This window comes from Isoptericola sp. Y581 (assembly GCF_059445475.1).
Genome location: NZ_JCAIUK010000001.1, coordinates 305,993 through 324,079 on the forward strand (window position 1 = coordinate 305,993; position 18,087 = coordinate 324,079).

The following is an 18,087-nucleotide window of genomic DNA, read 5'->3' on the forward strand; positions in this document are numbered from 1 at the left end:
CCGCACGGTGCGGGTCGCCGAATAGACTCGCCCCCATGACGAACACCACCCCTGGCGCCCTGCTCGGCCCCGCGGAGATCCGCGAGCTGGCAGGGCGCCTCGGTGTGCGCCCCACCAAGACGCTCGGTCAGAACTTCGTGCACGACGGCGGCACGGTGCGCAAGATCGTCCGCGCCGCCGGGCTGCGGCCGGGCGAGCGCGTCGTGGAGATCGGCCCCGGCCTGGGATCCCTGACCCTCGGCCTGCTCGAGGCGGGGGCCTCGGTCGTCGCCGTGGAGATCGACCGGGCGCTGGCGCGGGAGATCGACGCGACCGTCCGCCGGCACGCCCCGGACTCGGACTTCGAAGTGGTGACCGCCGACGCGCTCGAGGTCACCTCGCTGCCGGGCGAGCCCCCGACGGCGCTCGTCGCGAACCTGCCCTACAACGTGGCCGTCCCCGTGCTGCTCACCTTCCTCCAGCGCTTCCCCACGCTGGAGCGCGTGCTCGTGATGGTGCAGGCCGAGGTGGCCGACCGGCTCGCCGCCGGCCCCGGCTCGCGCACCTACGGGATCCCATCGGTCAAGGCCGCCTGGTACGCCGACGCGCGGCGGTCGCTCAACGTCAGCCGGCACGTCTTCTGGCCCGAGCCCAACGTCGACTCCGCCCTCGTGGCGCTGGAGAAGCGCGACCCGCCGGTCACGACCGCGACGCGCGAGCAGGTGTTCGCCGTCGTCGACGCCGCGTTCGCCCAGCGGCGCAAGACGCTGCGTGCCGCACTGGCGAGCACCTTCGGCTCGGGCGCGGCCGCCGAGGTGGCGCTGCGTGCCGCCGGCGTCGACCCGGGGCTGCGGGGCGAGCGGCTCGAGGTCGGCGACTTCGCGCGGATCGCCGAGCAGCTTCCGGTCGCTGCTGGCACGGTGGACGCGTGACCCACCTCGCCGCCGCCCCGTCGCCGTCCGTCCGGGTGCGCGCGCCGGGCAAGGTCAACCTGTCGCTGCGCGTCGGCGCGGTCCAGGACGACGGGTACCACCCGCTGGCGACGATCTTCCAGGCGGTCTCGATCTACGAGGAGATCACCGCCACGCAGGTGCCGGAGGGCGCCGGCGTGACGATCACCGTGGACGGCCCCCAGGCCGCGCACGTGCCGGTGGACGCGTCCAACCTCGCCTGGAAGGCGGCGGTGGCGGTCGCCGAGCGAGTCGGGATGACGGCGGACGTCGCGCTGCACCTGGCGAAGGGGGTGCCGGTGGCCGGCGGCATGGCCGGGGGATCGGCCGACGCGGCCGCGACGCTCGTCGCCTGCGACGCCCTGTGGCAGACCGGGCTGAGCCGCGAGGACCTGGCGGACCTCGCCGCCGGGCTCGGGTCGGACGTGCCGTTCGCAATGCTCGGGCACACGGCAGTCGGCACTGGCCGGGGCCATCTCCTCACGCCCGCCATGACGCGGGGCGAGTTCCACTGGGCGTTCGCGGTGCAGGAGGACGGGCTGTCGACGCCCGCCGTCTACGGCCGGTTCGACGATCTGGCCGTCGGGGACGCGGCCGGCGACCCGGGGCTCGCGGAGGACACGGGCCTCATGCAGGCGCTCCGCGCGGGCGACGCGCACGCGCTCGGCCGGGCCCTGCACAACGACCTCGAGCCCGCGGCGCTCTCGCTGCGCCCGGAGCTGGAGCGCACGCTCGACGTCGCCCGCGAGGCGGGTGCGCTCGGCGCGCTCGTGTCCGGCTCCGGCCCCACCGTGGCCGCGCTGGCCCGCTCGCGGCAGCACGCGCTCGTCATCGCCGCGTCGTGGACCGCCGAGGGCGCCGCCGACTCCGTCTGGTGCACCTCGAGCCCCGCGCACGGCGCCCGCCTGCTGCCCTGACCGGGGCCGCTGGAGAGCTTGTCGAAACCCAGGGGGACCCGCTGGTTGAGCTTGTCGAAACCCAGGGAGACCCGCTGGTTGAGCTCGTCGAACCCCAGGGGGACCCGCTGGTTGAGCTTGTCGAAACCAAAGGGGCAGGGTGTCGACAGGCTCAACCAGCGACTCGGGTTTCGACAGGCTCAACCAGCGACTCGGGTTTCGACAGGCTCAACCAGCGACTCGGGTTTCGACAGGCTCAACCAGCGACTCGGGTTTCGACAGGCTCAACCAGCGACGGGTCGGCGCGTTCAGAGGTGCTTGGCGAGCCAGGTGAGGGTCGGGGCGAAGCGGTAGCCCTGGCCGCCCTCGTGGCCGTTGTACGGGTAGACATCGATCGCCTTCTCGGGCGTGGTGTCACCGAGCGCACCCCACTGGTTGTAGGCGGCGTAGACCGTCGACGGCGGGCAGACGGCGTCCATGAGGGCGGTGGAGAACAGGCCGGCCGCGCGGGCGCGGCGAGCGAAGGAGACGCCGTCCAGGTAGGAGAACGTGCGCCAGACGGCGTCCTCGTGCTCGCGGTGCACCGCGAGGTAGCGCGTGATCTCGCCGTACGGCATCGCGTCCGAGATCTGCACGGCGCGGCGGTAGTGGCTGAGGAACGGCACGTTCGGAACGGCGGCCGCGAGGTCCGGGACCAGGCCGGCGACGGCGACCGCGATGCCGCCGCCCTGGCTGGCGCCGGTGACCGCGACGCGCGCGGGGTCGATGCCGTCGACCCGGCGCACCGCGTCCACGGCCCGCACGCCGTCGGCGAAGACGCGGCGGTAGTAGTGCGTCGCGGGGTCGAGGACGCCGCGCGTCATGAAGCCCGGGGAGGCGGGGCCGCTGCCGACGGGATCCGGCGTGTCGCCGCCGTGCCCCCAGCCGGAGCCCTGGCCGCGGGTGTCCATCACGAGGTGCGCGTAGCCGGCGGCCGCGAGCCCCAGGTGGTCGTGCGCCAGCCCACGCCCGCCGCCGTACCCGACGTACTCGACCACGGCCGGCAGGGGCCCGTCGACGTGCGCCGGCCGGACCAGCCACGCCTTGATCGGGTGGCCGCCGAAGCCGGGGAATGTCACGTCGTCCACGACGAGCTCGGTCAGGCCGGAGTCCACCCGCGCGAGCTCGGGCGCGGCGTCGTGCGCGCGGGTCTCGGCGAGCGTCTGCGACCAGAACGCGTCGAAGTCGGCGGGCTCGTCGACCTCGGGCACGTAGGCCTCGAGCTCCGGGACGGGCAGGTCGAACTGGGCCATCGGTCTCCTCCGGGGCATTCTCCGCGACAGCGGTGTCGGCTGCACTGTAGCGGGGCCGACGGCGGGGCCGGCGCCGCGTCCTCTGGCTGACGTCTAGGCTGCTCCCACTTTGGGCGCGTGGACCGCGGTGCTGCGGCGGCGCCCCCGGCCGGACGGCGAGATGGGGACACGGTGCGACGCGGGACGAACCTGCCGCGGGTGGGCGACTTCAACCAGATGGTGGTGCTCGACCAGGTGCGCCGGTCCCCGGACGGCTCGAGCCGCAGCGAGCTCGCGGCGAGCATCGGGCTGTCGCCCCAGGCCGTGTCCAACATCGTGTCGCGCCTGATCGTGCTCGGGTACGTCGTCGAGGGGGAGCGGCGGGTGGAGGGCCGGGGCAAGCCCCGCACGATGCTCTACCTGCAGCCGCAGGGCGCGTACGCGCTGGGCGTCCACATCGACCCGGTGGTGGTGACGTCGGTGCTGGTCGACCTCGAAGGGCGCACCGTGGAGAAGGTCGTCGAGCCGACGCCGGCGGGCCCCGAGGCCGTCGCCGCCTCCGTGGCCGCGGCCACCGAGGCCATGCTGGGGCGTGCGGGCGTCGACCGGTCCGCCGTCCTCGGCCTGGGCGTCGCCGCGCCGGGCCCGGTGGACCTGCGGGCGGGGACGGTCCTCCGGCCGCCGCTCCTGACGGGCTGGCAGGAGGTGCCCGTGCGCGACCTCCTGGGCGTCGCGACCGGCTTCGACGTCGTCCTGGACAAGGACGTCTCGGCCGCGATGGTGGCCGAGCTGTGGCGCGGCAACCGCATGCTCCGGGGCACGTCGCTGTTCTTCTACACCGGGTTCGGCGTCGCCGTCGCCGTGGCGCACGACGGCGAGCTGCTCGCGGGCTCGTCGCGCAACGCCGGCGAGGTGGGTCACCTGGTGGTCGACAACGACGGCCCGCTGTGCGGCTGCGGCAACCGGGGGTGCATCGGGATCTCCGCGGCGGCCGGGACGCTCGTGGCGGAGGCGGTGGGGGGCGGGGTGCTGCCGCCCGGGACCCCGGCGTCGTCGCCGAGCGAGCTGGACGCGGCGCTCACGACGCTGTGCCGGCTCGCGGCCGAGGGCGACGGGGCGGCGGCTCGGATCCTGGTGGTCTCGGCGCGCCGGGTGGCGCGGGGGATCACCGTGGTGGCCGACCTCGTGGACGCGGACGTCGTCGTCTTCGGCGGCCCGGCCTGGGCACGCCTGTCGCCGCACTACCTGCCGGTGGTGCGCCGCGAGCTCACCCTCGCCGCGACGTTGCGCGAGGTGCACCCGGTCGAGGTGCTTGGCTCCGCCGTCGGCGACCACGTCGGGGCGGTCGGCGCGGCGAGCCTCGTGCTCGACGGGCTCTTCACCCCGCGGCCGTCCGGGCTCGTCGACGGCGTGCCGCGGACACCTTGACACTATTAACTCCATTAGATTGAGTTAATATGTCAGCCGGCCCGATGTCGTCGGGCCGCACATGTGGCAAAGGAGCACCATGCGACTGGCACGAACCCTCGCCGCGGGGACCGCGGTCACTGCGCTCGTCCTCGCCCTCGGAGCCTGCGGTTCGGGAGACGGCGGGGGCGACGGCGACGCGACGATCAAGATCGCGTACCAGAAGTTCGGCAACTTCACGCAGGCCGACGAGCTCTTCAAGGACGTCAAGGCCGAGTACGAGGAAGCGAACCCCGACGTCACCATCGAGCTGGTGCCCATCGAGGCCAGCCAGAACGACTACTTCACCAAGCTCGCCCTGATGAACCGGGCCCTCGGAACCGCGCCAGACCTCATGTACGAGGACACGTTCATGATCAAGTCGGACGTCGAGGCCGGGTACCTGCTGCCGATGGACGACTACCTCGCCGGCTGGGAGGACTGGGGCCAGTTCGTGGACCAGGCCAAGCAGGCCGGCATGGGCGACAACGGCAAGACCTACGGCGTCCCGATGGGCACCGACACGCGCGGCCTGTGGTTCAACAAGGAGGTGCTCGCCAAGGCCGGGCTGCCCGACGACTGGGCCCCCAAGAACTGGGACGAGCTCCTCGCGGCGGCCCGGGCGATCAAGAAGGCCGACCCGGACGTCATCCCGCTCAACGTGTACTCGGGCAAGCCCATGGGCGAGGGCTCCACGATGCAGGGCTTCGAGATGCTGCTGTACGGCACGGGCGGCACGCTCTACGACACCGACGCGGCGAGGTGGTTGGTCGGGTCGCAGGAGTTCGTCGACTCGCTCGACTTCATCAAGACCATCTACACCGAGGGGCTCGCCCCGACGCCGCAGCAGGCGCTCGACCCGAACGTGGGGAACACCGTCTCGGCCGAGTGGTTCCCGCAGGGCAAGCTCGGCATCTCCCTCGACGGGTCCTGGACCCCGGGCGCCTGGCTCGAGGAGGGCACGGCGCCGTGGCCCGAGTGGACCGACGTCATGGGTACGGCCGCCATGCCCACGCAGGAGGGCCAGGCCCCCGGCGCGGTGAGTATGTCGGGCGGCTGGACGATGGCGATCGGCTCCGGGTCGAAGAACCCCGACGTGGCGTTCGACGTCCTCACCCACGCCCTGGACAAGGAGAACTCGCTGCGCTTCGCGATCGACAACAGCCAGATCGCGGTGCGCTCCGACGTCGCCGAGGAGCCGTCGTACTCCGAGGCGAACCCGACGGTGCCGTTCTTCTCCGACCTCGTGGAGGTGACGAACTTCCGCCCGGCCACGTCCGACTACGCGCAGATCTCCAACGCCATCCAGGTGGCGATGGAGTCGGTGATGACCGGCCAGCAGGAGCCCGCGGAGGCGGCCGCGGTCTACGACAAGGCCGTGATCGCCCAGGTCGGCGAAGAGAACACGACGAACGGCTGACGACGTGACCACCGCCCTCGCCCCCGCACCGCCGGGGGCGGGGCTGTCGCCGGTGCGGCGCACTCCGGTGCGCCGCACCGCCGGCCGCCTCGTGCCGCTGCTGCCCGCCGTCGTCCTGCTCGCGTTGTTCATGATCGGGCCCGTGGTCTGGTCGTTCTACGGGTCGTTCACCAACGCGGCGCTGACGGGGCCGAACGCCCTCGCGCCCGAGTGGGTGGGGCTCGACAACTACGTCGCGCTGCTCAGCGACCCCGACTTCCCGAAGGCCCTGTGGCTGACGGTGCTCTTCGTCATCGCGTCCGCCGTCATCGGGCAGAACGTGGCCGGGCTCGGCCTGGCGATGCTTATGCGCTCCGCCCTGAAGCCCGTGCGGGCCGTCGTCTCGACGCTGGTCGTCACGGCGTGGGTGTTGCCGGAGATCGTCGCCGCCTTCGCGGCGTACGCCTTCTTCCACGCCGACGGCACGCTCAACTCGCTGCTGTCCGGCGTCGGGATCACCGGGGCCGACTGGCTCTTCGACTACCCCATGCTCGCCGTCATTCTCGCGAACGTCTGGCGGGGCACGGCGTTCTCGATGATGGTCTACTCGGCCGCGATCTCCGAGGTGCCGCCGGAGATCACGGAGGCCGCGACGGTCGACGGCGCCAACGGGTGGCAGCGACTTGTGTGGGTCACGCTGCCGACCATCCGCCGCAGCATCTCGACCAACCTCATGCTCACGACGCTGCAGACCCTGTCCGTCTTCACGCTGATCTACGTGATGACCGGCGGCGGCCCCGGCACCGACAGCTCGACCCTGCCGATCCTCGCCTACCAGGAGGCGTTCAAGTTCGCCCAGGTGGGCTACGGCACCGCGATCGCCACGGTGATGCTCGTCATCGGCGCCGCCTTCTCCGTCGTGTACATCCGCAGCCTGAAGCCGGAGGTCGACTGATGGCCCAGACCGTCCCCGCGCCGTCGCCCGTGCCCGCCGCAGAGGTCGGGGCCGCGCCGCCGGCCCGCCGCCGCACGAGGCCGTCGGTCGCCGCGCCCGGGCCGCGCGCCGCACGCGTGGCGTCCAACGTCGTGCTCGTCGCCGTCGGGCTGTGCTTCCTGCTGCCGCTCGGCTGGATCGTGCTCGCCTCGCTCGACGCGAGCGCGACCCTGTCGGTGCGCCTTCCCGACGCGTTCACGTTCGCGAACTTCACGGCGGTCATGACGCCCGAGCAGACGTGGGTGCCGCTGGCGAACGCGTTCGTGCTGTCCACCGGCACCGGCGTCATCACGGTCCTGGCGTCGGTGCTCGCGGCCTACCCGCTGTCGCGCTACCGCATGCGGTTCAACAAGCCGTTCATGTACGCCGTCCTGTTCGGCACCTGCCTGCCGATCACGGCCATGATGGTGCCGGTCTACTCGCTGTTCGTGCGGCTCAACCTGCTCGACTCGCTGCCGGGCACCACGTTCTTCATGGCCGCGACGTCCCTGCCGATGGCGATCTGGATGACCAAGAACTTCATGGACTCCGTGCCGATCTCCCTCGAGGAGGCGGCGTGGACCGACGGTGCGTCGGCCATGACCACGCTGCGCAGGATCGTGCTGCCGCTCATGCGCCCGGGCATCGCGGTCGTGTTCATCTTCGTGTTCATCCAGGCGTGGGGGAACTTCTTCGTCCCCTTCGTGCTGCTGCTGACCCCCGGGAAGCAGCCGGCGGCCGTGAGCATCTTCGCCTTCTTCGGCCAGTACGGCTCGGTCGCATACGGGCAGCTCGCCGCCTACTCGATGCTCTATTCCATCCCCGCCGTCGCCCTCTACGTGCTCGTCTCGCGGCTCTCCGGCGGCTCCTTCGCGCTCGCCGGCGCCGTCAAGGGCTGACGGCGCCGCGCGTCCGATCAACCCGTCCCACCCGATCCATGTCCCCGTCACCAGGAGCTTTGATCCATGCACGACACCACCGCCCGCACCACCGCGCGCCTCGCGCGGTTCACCCACGACTGGCTCGAGCCCGCGGTGCTCCGCGAGACCCGCCCGCTCGACGTCGAGGCGTGGACCGTCGGCGGCGAGCCGGTGCCCTTCGCCGAGGCGACCGCGGCGACCTACGTGCCCTTCGCGATCGGCACCCCGTGGGGGCGCCCGTGGGACACCACCTGGTTCCACGTCACCGGGGCCGTCCCCGCGGAGTGGGCCGGTGACGGCGCGCCCGCCGGCACGCGCGTCGAGCTCGTCGTCGACCTCGGGTTCACCGGCGCCGGCCCGGGCTTCCAGGCCGAGGGCACCGCGTGGACCACCGACGGGCGCATCATCAAGGCCGTCGAGCCCCGCAACCAGCACGTGCCGCTGGCGCCCGGACAGGCGCTCGACGGCGACGGGCGGGTCGACCTCTACGTCGAGGCCGCCGCCAACCCCGACGTGCCGGGCGGGGCATGGACCCGCCCGACGCGCATGGGCGCCTGGGACACCTCCGGCCCCGACCCGATCTACGCGCTGCGCACCATGCACCTGGCGCTCGTCGACCAGACCACCTGGGAGCTGCTGCAGGACGTGCGCGCCCTGTCGGGCCTGGTGCGGGTGCTGCCCGCCACGAGCCCGCGGGCCGCCGAGGTGCTGCGCGCCCTGGAGGACATGCTCGACGCCGTCGACCCGGACGATGTGGCCGGCACCGCGGCGGCGGGGCGCGCGGCGCTCGCGGCGACCCTCGCCAGCCCGGCGGCCGCGTCCGCCCACCGCATCCACGCCGTGGGGCATGCGCACATCGACTCCGCCTGGCTGTGGCCCACGCGCGAGACGGTGCGCAAGTGCGCCCGCACGTTCTCCAACGTGCTCGCGCTGATGGACGAGGACCCGGACGTGAAGTTCGCCTGCTCGTCGGCCCAGCAGTACTCCTGGGTGCAGGAGGAGTACCCGGAGCTGTTCGAGCGGATCCGTGAGCGGGTGCGCGAGGGCCGGTTCGTTCCCGTGGGTGGCATGTGGGTGGAGTCGGACACGAACATGCCGGGCGGCGAGGCGCTGGCCCGCCAGCTCGTGGCCGGCAAGCGGTACTTCATCGAGGAGCTCGGCGTGGAGCCCAAGGAGGTGTGGCTGCCCGACTCCTTCGGGTACACGGCGGCGCTGCCGCAGCTCGCCCGGCTCGCGGGCAGCGACAACTTCCTCACCCAGAAGATCTCGTGGAACGACACGAACACCATGCCGCACCACACCTTCTGGTGGGAGGGCATCGACGGCAGCCGGGTCTTCACGCACTTCCCGCCCATCGACACCTACAACTCGGACCTCTCGGCCGAGGAGCTGCACCGCGCCGAGCGGCAGTACGCCGAGAAGGGCCGCGCGAACACCTCGCTCGCGCCCTTCGGCTTCGGCGACGGCGGCGGCGGCCCCACCCGCGAGATGGTGGCCGCGGCGCGCCGCACCCACGACCTCGAGGGCTCGCCGCGCGTGGAGCTGTCCGACTCGCAGACGTTCTTCGACGCCGCACGCGCCGAGTACGCCGCCCCGCCCACGTGGACGGGGGAGATGTACCTCGAGTACCACCGCGGCACCTACACCTCGCAGGCGCGGACCAAGCGCGGCAACCGCCGCAGCGAGCACCTGCTGCGCGAGGCCGAGCTCTGGGCGTCGACGGCGGCGGTGCGGACCGGGGCCGAATACCCGGCCGAGCGGCTGCAGAAGCTGTGGCGCACCGTGCTGCTGCAGCAGTTCCACGACATCCTGCCCGGCTCGTCGATCGCCTGGGTGCACCGCGAGGCGGAGCGCAACTACGCCGAGGTGGCCCGCGAGCTCGAGGGGATCGTCGCCGAGTCGCTGCGCGCGCTGGTCGGCGAGGGCGACCGCCCGGTCGCCGTCAACGCCGGGCCGTTCGCGCGCAACGGCGTCGCCGGGCTGGGCGTCGCGGCCCTCGACGCGCCGCGCGGCGCGGGCACGGCGACGCCGGTGCCCGGCTCCGGCCCGTGGGGCGACGGCTGGGTGCTGGAGAACGACCTGGTGCGCGTGGCCGTGGACGCGAACGGGCACGTCGTCTCCGCCGTCGACAAGGCCACCGGGCGCGAGGCGATCCTGCCGGGCGCGAAGGCGAACCTGCTGCAGCTGCACCGCGACGTCCCCAACGAGTGGGAGGCGTGGGACATCGACGAGCACTACCGGCGCAGCACCACCGACCTGGTGGACGCGGCGAAGGTCGAGGTCGTCGATGGCGACGCCGGCCCCGCGCTGCGGGTGCTCCGCGAGGTCGGGTCGTCGCGCGTCGAGCAGGACCTCGAGCTGCCGGTGGACGGCCGCGCGCTGCGCATCACGACGCGCGTCGACTGGCACGAGCGGCAGAAGCTCCTCAAGCTCGCGTTCCCGCTCGACGTGCACGCCGAGCGGGCGACGTCCGAGATCCAGTTCGGGCACGTGCACCGGGCCACGCACGTCAACACGTCGTGGGACCACGCGCGGTTCGAGACGGTCGCGCACCGCTGGGTGCACGTGGGCGAGCCCGGCTTCGGCGTGGCCGTCGCCAACGACTCGACGTATGGCCACGACATCACGCGCACCCGCCCGGACGACGCGACCGACGAGCAGGGCGCGACCGGCACCACCGTGCGGCTGTCGCTGCTGCGCGCGCCGATGTTCCCGGACCCCGACGCCGACCAGGGCGAGCACGTGCTGCGCTGCGAGCTCGTCGTCGGCGCCGGCATCGACGACGCCATCCGGCACGGGTACGCGCTGAACCTGCCCGAGCGCGTGCTGACCGGCGACCACGGGGTGGAACCGCTGGTGACGGTCGACAACGACGCCGTGGTGGTCGAGGCGGTCAAGCTCGCCGAGGACAGCACCGGGGACGTCGTCGTGCGGCTCTACGAGAGCCGCGGCGGCCGGGCACGCGCCCGCGTCACCCCGGCATTCGCGCACGCCGGCGTCGAGGTGACGGACCTGCTCGAGCGCCCGCTCGGCACGCCGGAGCGTGACGGCGACGACGTGCTCCTCGACCTGTCGCCGTTCCAGGTCGTCACGCTGCGCGTGCGCCGCTGACGACCCTGCTGGTTGAGCTTGTCGAAACCCGGGATTCGACAAGCTCAACCAGCGTTCGACACCGAGCGAAGGAGAGCACGATGAAGTTCACCAGAATGGTCGGCACGGTCGCGGCGCTTGCCTGCGTGGTGGGGGCGGCAGCGCCCGCGTCCGCGCAGGGCGGCGGGCACGGGGGCGACGGCGGTACGTCGCAGCGCACGCAGGTGGCGCGGGCGGTCGCCGGCTACGAGGCGATGCAGGAGCACCTGTACGCCGACGACGGGTCGTCGCTGTACCTGGAGCGCTACCCGCTCAAGGCGGACGACCGGGCGTACTCGTTCGAGTGGCCGTTCTCGCAGGCGCACATCGCGACGCTCGACCTCGCGGGCATCCCCGGGCGCACCGGCCGGGAGTTCGACGACGACCTCGCCGACCGCGGCGTCGGGCAGGAGCGCTACTGGAACGCGGGCGGCGGGACGACGGGCCTGCCCGCGTACGACTCCTACCCGCGGGCGCCCTACGGCGACGGCGGCGACATCTTCTACGACGACAACGAGTGGGTGGCGCTCGCCAAGGTGCAGCAGTACCTCGACACCGGTGACGACGCGGCGCTCGACCGGGCCGAGGAGATCTTCGACCTCGTCGTCTCGGGCTGGGACACCGACCCCACCCACCCCGCGCCGGGCGGCGTCTTCTGGACCCAGGCGGAGTGGAGCACCGACCGCAACACCGTCTCCACGATGCCGGGTGCGCAGCTCGCCACCCGCCTGTACATGATCACGGGGGAGCGCGAGTACCTGCACTGGGCCGAGCGGATGACGTCGTGGACCGACGAGTACCTGCTCGCCCCGGACGGGCTGTACTGGGACAACATCAAGCTGGACGGCTCGATCGACGAGACCCACTGGTCGTACAACCAGGGGGTGCCCGTGGGGACTTACGCCCTGCTGTTCGAGGCCACCGGGAAGAAGGAGTACCTGCGCAAGGCGCAGTCGGTGGCGCGCGCGTCGTACCGGTACTACGTCACCGAGGGTCGGCTCGACGACCAGCCCATGTTCTTCAACTCCATCTGGTTCAAGAACCTCCTGCTGCTGGAGTCGGTGACGGGCGGCAGCCGGTACCGGGACGCGATGGCCGACTACGCGGACTCGCAGTGGCGTGACGTGCGCGACCCCGAGACCGGGCTGTTCCCGGCCGACGGGGAGGCCACGGAGCTGCTCGGCCAGGCCGCGATGGTGCAGATCTACGCGACCCTCGCCTGGCCGCGCGGCAAGGCGGGCATCCTGTACTGACTACGCTCGGGGGGTGGCACATCTCCTCGGTGCGGACGGCATCACCCTGACCATCGGCACCCGCACCCTCCTGCGTGACGTCTCCCTCGGGCTCGACGACGGCGATCGCACCGGCGTCGTCGGGCCCAACGGGGGCGGCAAGTCCACCCTGCTGCGCCTGCTCGCCGGCACGCAGGCGCCCGACGCCGGCCGCGTCACCCGCGTGGGCGGCTCCCGGATCGGCATGCTCGTCCAGCGTGACGTGGACGACGACGCCGCGACGATCCGCGACCTCGTGCACGGGGACGACGCCACCCACGAGTGGGCATCGGACGCGCGCATCCGCAACGTGCACGCCGGCCTGCTGGCCGACCTCGACCTCGACCAGCCGGCGTCCACCCTCTCCGGCGGGCAGCGCCGCCGCGTCGCGCTCGCGGCGCTGCTCGTCGAGGACCCCGACGTGCTGCTCCTCGACGAGCCCACCAACCACCTCGACGTCGAGGGCGTCGCCTGGCTGGCCGAGCACCTCCAGGCCCGATACGGGCGGCCCGGCGCCACCGGCGCGCTCGTCGTCGTCACGCACGACCGCTGGTTCCTCGACGCCGTGTGCACCCGCACCTGGGAGGTGCGCGGCGACGGGACCGGCGCCGTCGACGGGTACGAGGGCGGGTACGCGGCGTACATCCTGGCGCGCGCCGAACGGTCCCGGCAGGCCTCCACCGCCGCCGAGAAGCGCAACAACCTGCTGCGCAAGGAGCTCGCGTGGCTCAAGCGCGGCGCCCCCGCGCGCACCTCCAAGCCCAAGTTCCGGCTCGACGCCGCGGCCGCGCTCATCGACGACGAGCCGCCGCCGCGCGACAGCCTCGAGCTCACCCAGATGGCCACGCGGCGTCTGGGCAAGGACGTGCTCGACCTCGAGGACGTCACCGTCACCGTGCCTGTCTCCCCGGTTGAGCCCGTCGAAACCACCTCGCTGGTTGAGCCTGTCGAAACCACCTCGCTGGTTGAGCCTGTCGAAACCACCTCGCTGGTTGAGCCTGTCGAAACCAAGGTCTCGACAAGCTCGACCGGCGAGAGGGGCGAGCGCCGCGTGCTGCTCGACCACGTCACCTGGCGGCTCGGCCCGGGCGACCGGTACGGCGTCGTCGGCGTCAACGGCTCCGGCAAGACCACCCTGCTGGCCCTGCTCGCCGGTCGCCGTGAACCCGACTCCGGGCGCGTGCGGCGCGGCAAGACCGTGCACGTCGCCGAGCTCACGCAGGACGTCAGCGAGCTCGACGACGTCGCGCACCTCACCGCTGTCCAGGTCGTCGACCGCGAGAAGCGCACCGTCGTCGTGGACGGCAAGGAGCTCACCGCCGGGCAGCTCACCGAGCGGCTCGGCTTCACGCGCGAGCGCGCGCACACCCTGGTGCGCGACCTGTCCGGCGGCGAGCGTCGCCGCCTCCAGCTGCTGCGCCTGCTGGTCTCCGAGCCCAACGTGCTGCTGCTCGACGAGCCCACCAACGACCTCGACACCGACACCCTCGCCGCCGTCGAGGACCTGCTCGACGGGTGGCCCGGCACGCTGATCGTCGTCTCGCACGACCGGTACCTGCTGGAGCGGGTGTGCGACCGGCAGTGGGCGTTGCTCGGCGACGGCGCGCTGCGGGACCTGCCGGGGGGAGTCGAGCAGTACCTGGAGCTGCGTCGGCGCCGTCCTGTGCGGGTCGGGTCGGGCGTGTCGAACCCGCCGTCGGTCGTGCCTGTCGAGACCACGGCCGGGTCGGCGTCGGCTGCCGACGTGCGCGCCGCGAAGAAGGAGATCTCCCGGGTCGAGCGGCGGCTGTCGCGGATCTCGGACGAGGAGCGCGCCCTGCACGAGAAGATGGCGGCCGACCCGACGGACTACGAGGGGGTCGCCGCGCTCGACGCCCGGCTGCGGGAGCTGGCGCGCGAGAAGGAGGAGCTCGAGATGGCGTGGCTCGAGGCGGCGGAGGTGGCGGGATGACGGCGGACCGGGTGGTGGACGGCGTGCTGGACGGCGTCGACCGCGTGCTGGTGCAGGCCCTGCGCGAGGACGGGCGGGCCACGCTCGCCGTGCTCGCCGGGATCTCGGGGCTGTCGCAGTCGGCCGTGCAGGCGCGGGTGCGCAAGCTCGAGGCGCGCGGCGTCATCACCGGCTACCGCGCCGTCGTCGACCCCGAGGCCGTGGGGCTGCCCATCGCGGCGTACGTCGAGATCACGCCGCTGGACCAGTCGCAGGCCGACGACGCCCCCGAACGGCTGCGCGACGTGCCCGGCATCGAGGCGTGCTGGTCGGTGGCCGGCAACGCGAACTACCTGCTGCTCGTGCGGGTGCCGTCGCCATCCGCGCTCGAGGACCTGCTCGGCGTGATCCGCCGCGAGGCGAGCGTCTCCACGCGGTCCACCATCGTGCTCCGCACCTACTTCGAGGGGCGTCCGGTCACCGCCTGACGAAGGATCTCCTGCGAACATCTGGTTAGGCCGGAGAATCTCCCCTACGGTCGGAGTATGACCGAGACAATTTCTCAGCGCCCAGCCTCCAGCGTCGGCGGCTCGATCGAGGCCACGGCCGTCCTCGAGTCCCTGCGCGAGCACATGCTCGTCGACGGTTTCGACCTCGTGCTCGACCTCGAGCGCTCGCACGGCTCGACCCTCGTCGACGCCCGCGACGGGCGGGAGTGGACCGACCTGTTCACGTTCTTCGCCTCCAACCCCCTGGGCATGAACCACCCGGCCCTGTTCCGCGACCCGGTGTTCCGCGAGGAGCTGACCCGCGCCGCGATCAACAAGCCGTCCAACTCCGACGTCTACACCGTCGAGCTGGCCAGCTTCGTCGCCACGTTCGCCCACGTGCTCGGCGACCCGGCCCTGCCGCACCTGTTCTTCGTCGACGGCGGCGCGCTCGCCGTCGAGAACGCACTCAAGGTCGCGTTCGACTGGAAGTCGCGGCACAACGAGAGCCACGGTCGCTCGCCCGAGCTCGGGACCCGGGTGCTGCACCTGCAGCACGCGTTCCACGGGCGGTCGGGCTACACGATGTCGCTCACCAACACCGAGCCCGGCAAGGTCGCCCGGTTCCCCAAGTTCGACTGGCCGCGCATCAGCTCGCCCTACCCGGGGCACGACGCCGACGGCACGCCGCGCGACGTCGAGGCGCTCGAGGCGGCAGCGCTCGCCGAGGCCCGGGCGGCGTTCGAGGCGCACCCACACGACATCGCGTGCTTCATCGCCGAGCCGATCCAGGGCGAGGGCGGCGACCACCACCTGCGCCCCGAGTTCCTCCAGGCCATGCAGGCCCTGTGCCACCAGCACGACGCGCTGTTCATCCTCGACGAGGTGCAGACCGGCGTCGGCATGACCGGCACCGCCTGGGCCTACCAGCAGCTCGGCGTGCAGCCCGACGTCGTCGCGTTCGGCAAGAAGGCCCAGGTGTGCGGCGTCATGGCCGGCGGGCGCGTGGACGAGGTCGGCGACAACGTCTTCTACGTGACCTCGCGCATCAACTCCACCTGGGGCGGCAACCTCGCCGACATGGTGCGCTCGCGCCGCATCCTCGACGTGATCCAGGCCGAGGGCCTGATCGAGCGCGCCGCGAGCGTCGGCGCCGGCCTGCTCGCGCGGCTCGAGGAGCTCGCGGCCGCGCACCCAGGCGTCGTCACCGACCCCCGCGGGCGCGGGCTCATGTGCGCGGTGTCGCTGCCGTCGCGCGCCGTGCGCGACGCCGTCGTCGCCGGCCTGCACGACGAGGGCTTCCTCATCCTCGGGTGCGGGGAGCGGTCCGTGCGGTTCCGACCGGCGCTCACCGTCGAGGAGTCCGTGCTCGACTCTGCTGTCGACGCCCTCGATCGGGTGGTGTCGCGCGTCGCTGGTTGAGCCTGTCGAAACCCGGCGCTGGTTGAGCCTGTCGAAACCCGGCGCTGGTTGAGCCTGTCGAAACCCGGCGCACCGTTGACGGCAGGTCCGGGGATCGCGCGCACGGTAGCGTTCACGGGCGCCAGGGCGCCCTCCGCTTCGGGACTTCTACTACCGTGCGCGCGATCCCCGGACCTGCCTTCTTTCGTCTTTCGGGTGGTGGCAAGGTGGGGCCGTGACCGACTACCGCATCGAGAACGTCTCTGGTGATCCTGCACGGATCGTGACCGTGCTGCCCGGCAGCGGGTATACCGCGGAGGGGCCGGTGCTGGCGCGGCCGGCTGCTGCGCTGCGCGACGCCGGGTGGTCGGTGCGGACGGTCGTGTGGGACGGCGTCTGCCGGGACTTCGACGAGGCGCGCGCCGTGTACGGCGCGGTGCTGCGCGAGGGGCTCAACGCCGCGCCCTCGGCGGCGCACCTGGTGCTGGCCAAGTCGCTCGGCACGCTGGCGCTGCCCCTCGCCGTGGAGCTGGGGCTGCCTGGCGCGTGGCTGACGCCGCTGCTGACCTCGGACATGGCTCCGGACGTGCGTGCCGCTGCGGCCGGGCTGGGGGAGTCAGGCGTCCCGGCGCTGCTCGCCGGGGGCACGGCGGACGAGCTGTGGGACCCCGCCCTCGCGGCGGCGTCCGGGGCACGCGTCGTCGAGGTGGTGGGGGCCGACCATGCCCTCGAGGTTGTAGGCGACCCAGCGCGGACCCAGCAGGTGCTCGACGGCGTGACCTCCGCCGCCCTCGGCCTTGCCGAAGAGGTCCTGCGCCGCCGCGACTGAACGGTGCGGCAGTTCCAGGACGGTGCGGCAGTTCGAACTGCCGCACCGTCCCCGAACTGCCGCATCGCTCAGAACCGTCGGCGCGGCGACGGGAGGAGCGGAACGAGCCGCGCCGCGCGCCGCACCTCGGGTGGGAACCGCGCGAGCAGGCGCCGTGTGACGTCGTCGGGATCCTGTGCGTCGCGTGCGACGAACCGCAGCGGCCGGACGCCGAGGCGCTCGGTGATCGCGTCCTCGCGCACCTTCTCCTCGAACAGCGCCTCTTCGGCGTCGTACCTTGGGCCGAACGCGCCGTCGCGGTACTTGACCCGCCCGTCGAACTCCGCGAGCACGCGGTGCTCCGGCCAGGCGAGGTCGACGAAGAATCGCCCGGCGTGTGTGCCGACCTCGAACTGCGTCCGCGGTCGGGGCAGCCCGGCCCGGAGCGCGACGTACCGCAGCCAGGACTCCCACGGCGGATCGGCGCCGCCGTCGGCGAGCTCGAGGACGAGACGACCTCGAGCCGAGCCGTTGCACCGACCCCGCTGGCGGAGCACCGCGACGGCGGCAGCACGGTCGAGACCGTGCTCAAGCGCCCAGTCGGCGACGACGAGACCGTCGAGCGGGTGCAGGGTGGTGATGCAGTCGACCACGGTCCGGGTGAGGTCGGTGACGGGCAGCCCGCCGACCTCGACCCAGCGCTCGGGCAGCCCGCGATGCCTCACGATGTCACGCGCCGACCGCGTGCTGCCGCCGGACCGCTGCAGCACGTGCGTCTTCGTCGGAGGCTCCCAGAGCGGGACGCCGTGCAGCAGCGCCGCGCTCTCGTGGCTGAACGCGTGATCCGCCTGCAGCTGGCGGTGTACGGCGCCGACACAGTCCCGGGCGCGGGCGCGAGCACCCTGTGGGCCGCCGTCGCCGCTGCTGCGGTAGGCGCCGCGCCGTAGCCGCTCGATCTCACCGGTGTGCCGGCCGTGCGTCGGAGCATCACCGGGTCGTGCTCGCGCGCGATAAGGATCTGGCGGTCGTCGGTCATCCAGTCAGAGTGCGAGCCTGCCGTGAGGGCGCGGCGCCGGGGAAGCGGACCTGTGGATGACGGCCGTCCGGGGGCAGGCTCGCCGCGGCAGTTTCGAGACGGTGCGGCAGTTCGAACTGCCGCACCGTCCTGGAACTGCCGAACGCTCGGCGGGCTGCCGACGTGCCGGGGGTGCGACACACGGGGATCG

General features: G+C 72.7%; 14 protein-coding genes. 12 read left to right on the forward strand and 2 right to left on the reverse strand.

What is annotated here, in order from left to right:
• The first annotated feature begins 35 nt into the window (after positions 1-35).
• Both rsmA and AC1C2W_RS01465 read left to right on the forward strand, forming a co-directional pair.
• Entirely contained in the window at positions 36-911 is an 876-nt protein-coding gene (gene rsmA, locus AC1C2W_RS01460; RefSeq protein WP_495388140.1) for a 16S rRNA (adenine(1518)-N(6)/adenine(1519)-N(6))-dimethyltransferase RsmA, read from the forward strand.
• Positions 908-1,846, forward strand: coding sequence for a 4-(cytidine 5'-diphospho)-2-C-methyl-D-erythritol kinase (locus AC1C2W_RS01465; protein WP_495388139.1), 939 nt, complete (start codon positions 908-910; stop codon positions 1,844-1,846). Before rsmA ends, AC1C2W_RS01465 begins: the two co-directional genes overlap by 4 nt.
• 287 nt (positions 1,847-2,133) lie before the next feature.
• On the opposite strand, the gene AC1C2W_RS01470 is transcribed toward AC1C2W_RS01465, so the two are convergent.
• Positions 2,134-3,117: an acetylxylan esterase gene (locus AC1C2W_RS01470; RefSeq protein ID WP_495412161.1), complete on the reverse strand. Its 984-nt coding sequence runs from the start codon at positions 3,115-3,117 to the stop codon at positions 2,134-2,136.
• A gap of 171 nt (positions 3,118-3,288) precedes the next feature.
• Here AC1C2W_RS01470 and AC1C2W_RS01475 point away from each other — a divergent pair, with 171 nt between their 5' ends.
• From AC1C2W_RS01475 to AC1C2W_RS01520, 10 genes are all read left to right on the forward strand, one after another.
• Complete coding sequence (locus AC1C2W_RS01475; protein WP_495412162.1) at positions 3,289-4,524, forward strand: ROK family transcriptional regulator; 1,236 nt, start codon at positions 3,289-3,291, stop codon at positions 4,522-4,524.
• A 79-nt stretch (positions 4,525-4,603) separates the two neighbouring features.
• A complete protein-coding gene (locus AC1C2W_RS01480; RefSeq protein ID WP_495412163.1) occupies positions 4,604-5,962 on the forward strand; it encodes an ABC transporter substrate-binding protein in 1,359 nt (452 codons plus the stop codon).
• 4 nt (positions 5,963-5,966) lie between these two features.
• Positions 5,967-6,896 carry a carbohydrate ABC transporter permease gene (locus AC1C2W_RS01485; protein ID WP_495412164.1) on the forward strand — a complete coding sequence of 310 codons (930 nt, stop codon included), beginning with the start codon at positions 5,967-5,969 and terminating at the stop codon, positions 6,894-6,896.
• The gene (locus tag AC1C2W_RS01490) at positions 6,896-7,813 is read left to right on the forward strand and encodes a carbohydrate ABC transporter permease (protein ID WP_495412165.1); all 918 of its coding nucleotides are present in this window, start codon (positions 6,896-6,898) and stop codon (positions 7,811-7,813) included. Before AC1C2W_RS01485 ends, AC1C2W_RS01490 begins: the two co-directional genes overlap by 1 nt.
• Before the next feature lie 66 nt (positions 7,814-7,879).
• Positions 7,880-10,945 (forward strand): alpha-mannosidase, encoded by a 3,066-nt coding sequence (locus AC1C2W_RS01495; RefSeq protein ID WP_495388133.1) that lies wholly within the window; start codon positions 7,880-7,882, stop codon positions 10,943-10,945.
• Positions 10,946-11,025: 80 nt separating this feature from the next.
• Positions 11,026-12,216 (forward strand): glycoside hydrolase family 76 protein, encoded by a 1,191-nt coding sequence (locus AC1C2W_RS01500; RefSeq protein WP_495412166.1) that lies wholly within the window; start codon positions 11,026-11,028, stop codon positions 12,214-12,216.
• 13 nt (positions 12,217-12,229) lie between these two features.
• Positions 12,230-14,185 (forward strand): ABC-F family ATP-binding cassette domain-containing protein, encoded by a 1,956-nt coding sequence (locus AC1C2W_RS01505; RefSeq protein ID WP_495412167.1) that lies wholly within the window; start codon positions 12,230-12,232, stop codon positions 14,183-14,185.
• Positions 14,182-14,652: an Lrp/AsnC family transcriptional regulator gene (locus AC1C2W_RS01510; protein ID WP_495388130.1), complete on the forward strand. Its 471-nt coding sequence runs from the start codon at positions 14,182-14,184 to the stop codon at positions 14,650-14,652. Before AC1C2W_RS01505 ends, AC1C2W_RS01510 begins: the two co-directional genes overlap by 4 nt.
• Before the next feature lie 57 nt (positions 14,653-14,709).
• On the forward strand, positions 14,710-16,074 hold the full coding sequence (gene lat, locus AC1C2W_RS01515) for an L-lysine 6-transaminase (RefSeq protein WP_495412168.1): 1,365 nt from the start codon (positions 14,710-14,712) through the stop codon (positions 16,072-16,074).
• 214 nt (positions 16,075-16,288) lie between these two features.
• Positions 16,289-16,882, forward strand: coding sequence for a hypothetical protein (locus tag AC1C2W_RS01520; protein ID WP_495412169.1), 594 nt, complete (start codon positions 16,289-16,291; stop codon positions 16,880-16,882).
• Between the two features lie 68 nt (positions 16,883-16,950).
• On the opposite strand, the gene AC1C2W_RS01525 is transcribed toward AC1C2W_RS01520, so the two are convergent.
• Positions 16,951-17,631, reverse strand: coding sequence for a putative endonuclease domain-containing protein (locus tag AC1C2W_RS01525; RefSeq protein WP_495412170.1), 681 nt, complete (start codon positions 17,629-17,631; stop codon positions 16,951-16,953).
• Positions 17,632-18,087 lie beyond the last annotated feature (456 nt).

What these genes read in the sequence shown, in the direction of transcription:
- rsmA (WP_495388140.1), top strand. Translation starts at nt 36, where the DNA reads ATGACGAACACCACCCCTGGCGCCCTGCTCGGCCCCGCGGAGATCCGC.
- AC1C2W_RS01470 (WP_495412161.1), bottom strand. Translation starts at nt 3,117, where the DNA reads ATGGCCCAGTTCGACCTGCCCGTCCCGGAGCTCGAGGCCTACGTGCCC.
- AC1C2W_RS01480 (WP_495412163.1), top strand. Translation starts at nt 4,604, where the DNA reads ATGCGACTGGCACGAACCCTCGCCGCGGGGACCGCGGTCACTGCGCTC.
- AC1C2W_RS01490 (WP_495412165.1), top strand. Translation starts at nt 6,896, where the DNA reads ATGGCCCAGACCGTCCCCGCGCCGTCGCCCGTGCCCGCCGCAGAGGTC.
- AC1C2W_RS01495 (WP_495388133.1), top strand. Translation starts at nt 7,880, where the DNA reads ATGCACGACACCACCGCCCGCACCACCGCGCGCCTCGCGCGGTTCACC.
- AC1C2W_RS01500 (WP_495412166.1), top strand. Translation starts at nt 11,026, where the DNA reads ATGAAGTTCACCAGAATGGTCGGCACGGTCGCGGCGCTTGCCTGCGTG.
- AC1C2W_RS01510 (WP_495388130.1), top strand. Translation starts at nt 14,182, where the DNA reads ATGACGGCGGACCGGGTGGTGGACGGCGTGCTGGACGGCGTCGACCGC.
- lat (WP_495412168.1), top strand. Translation starts at nt 14,710, where the DNA reads ATGACCGAGACAATTTCTCAGCGCCCAGCCTCCAGCGTCGGCGGCTCG.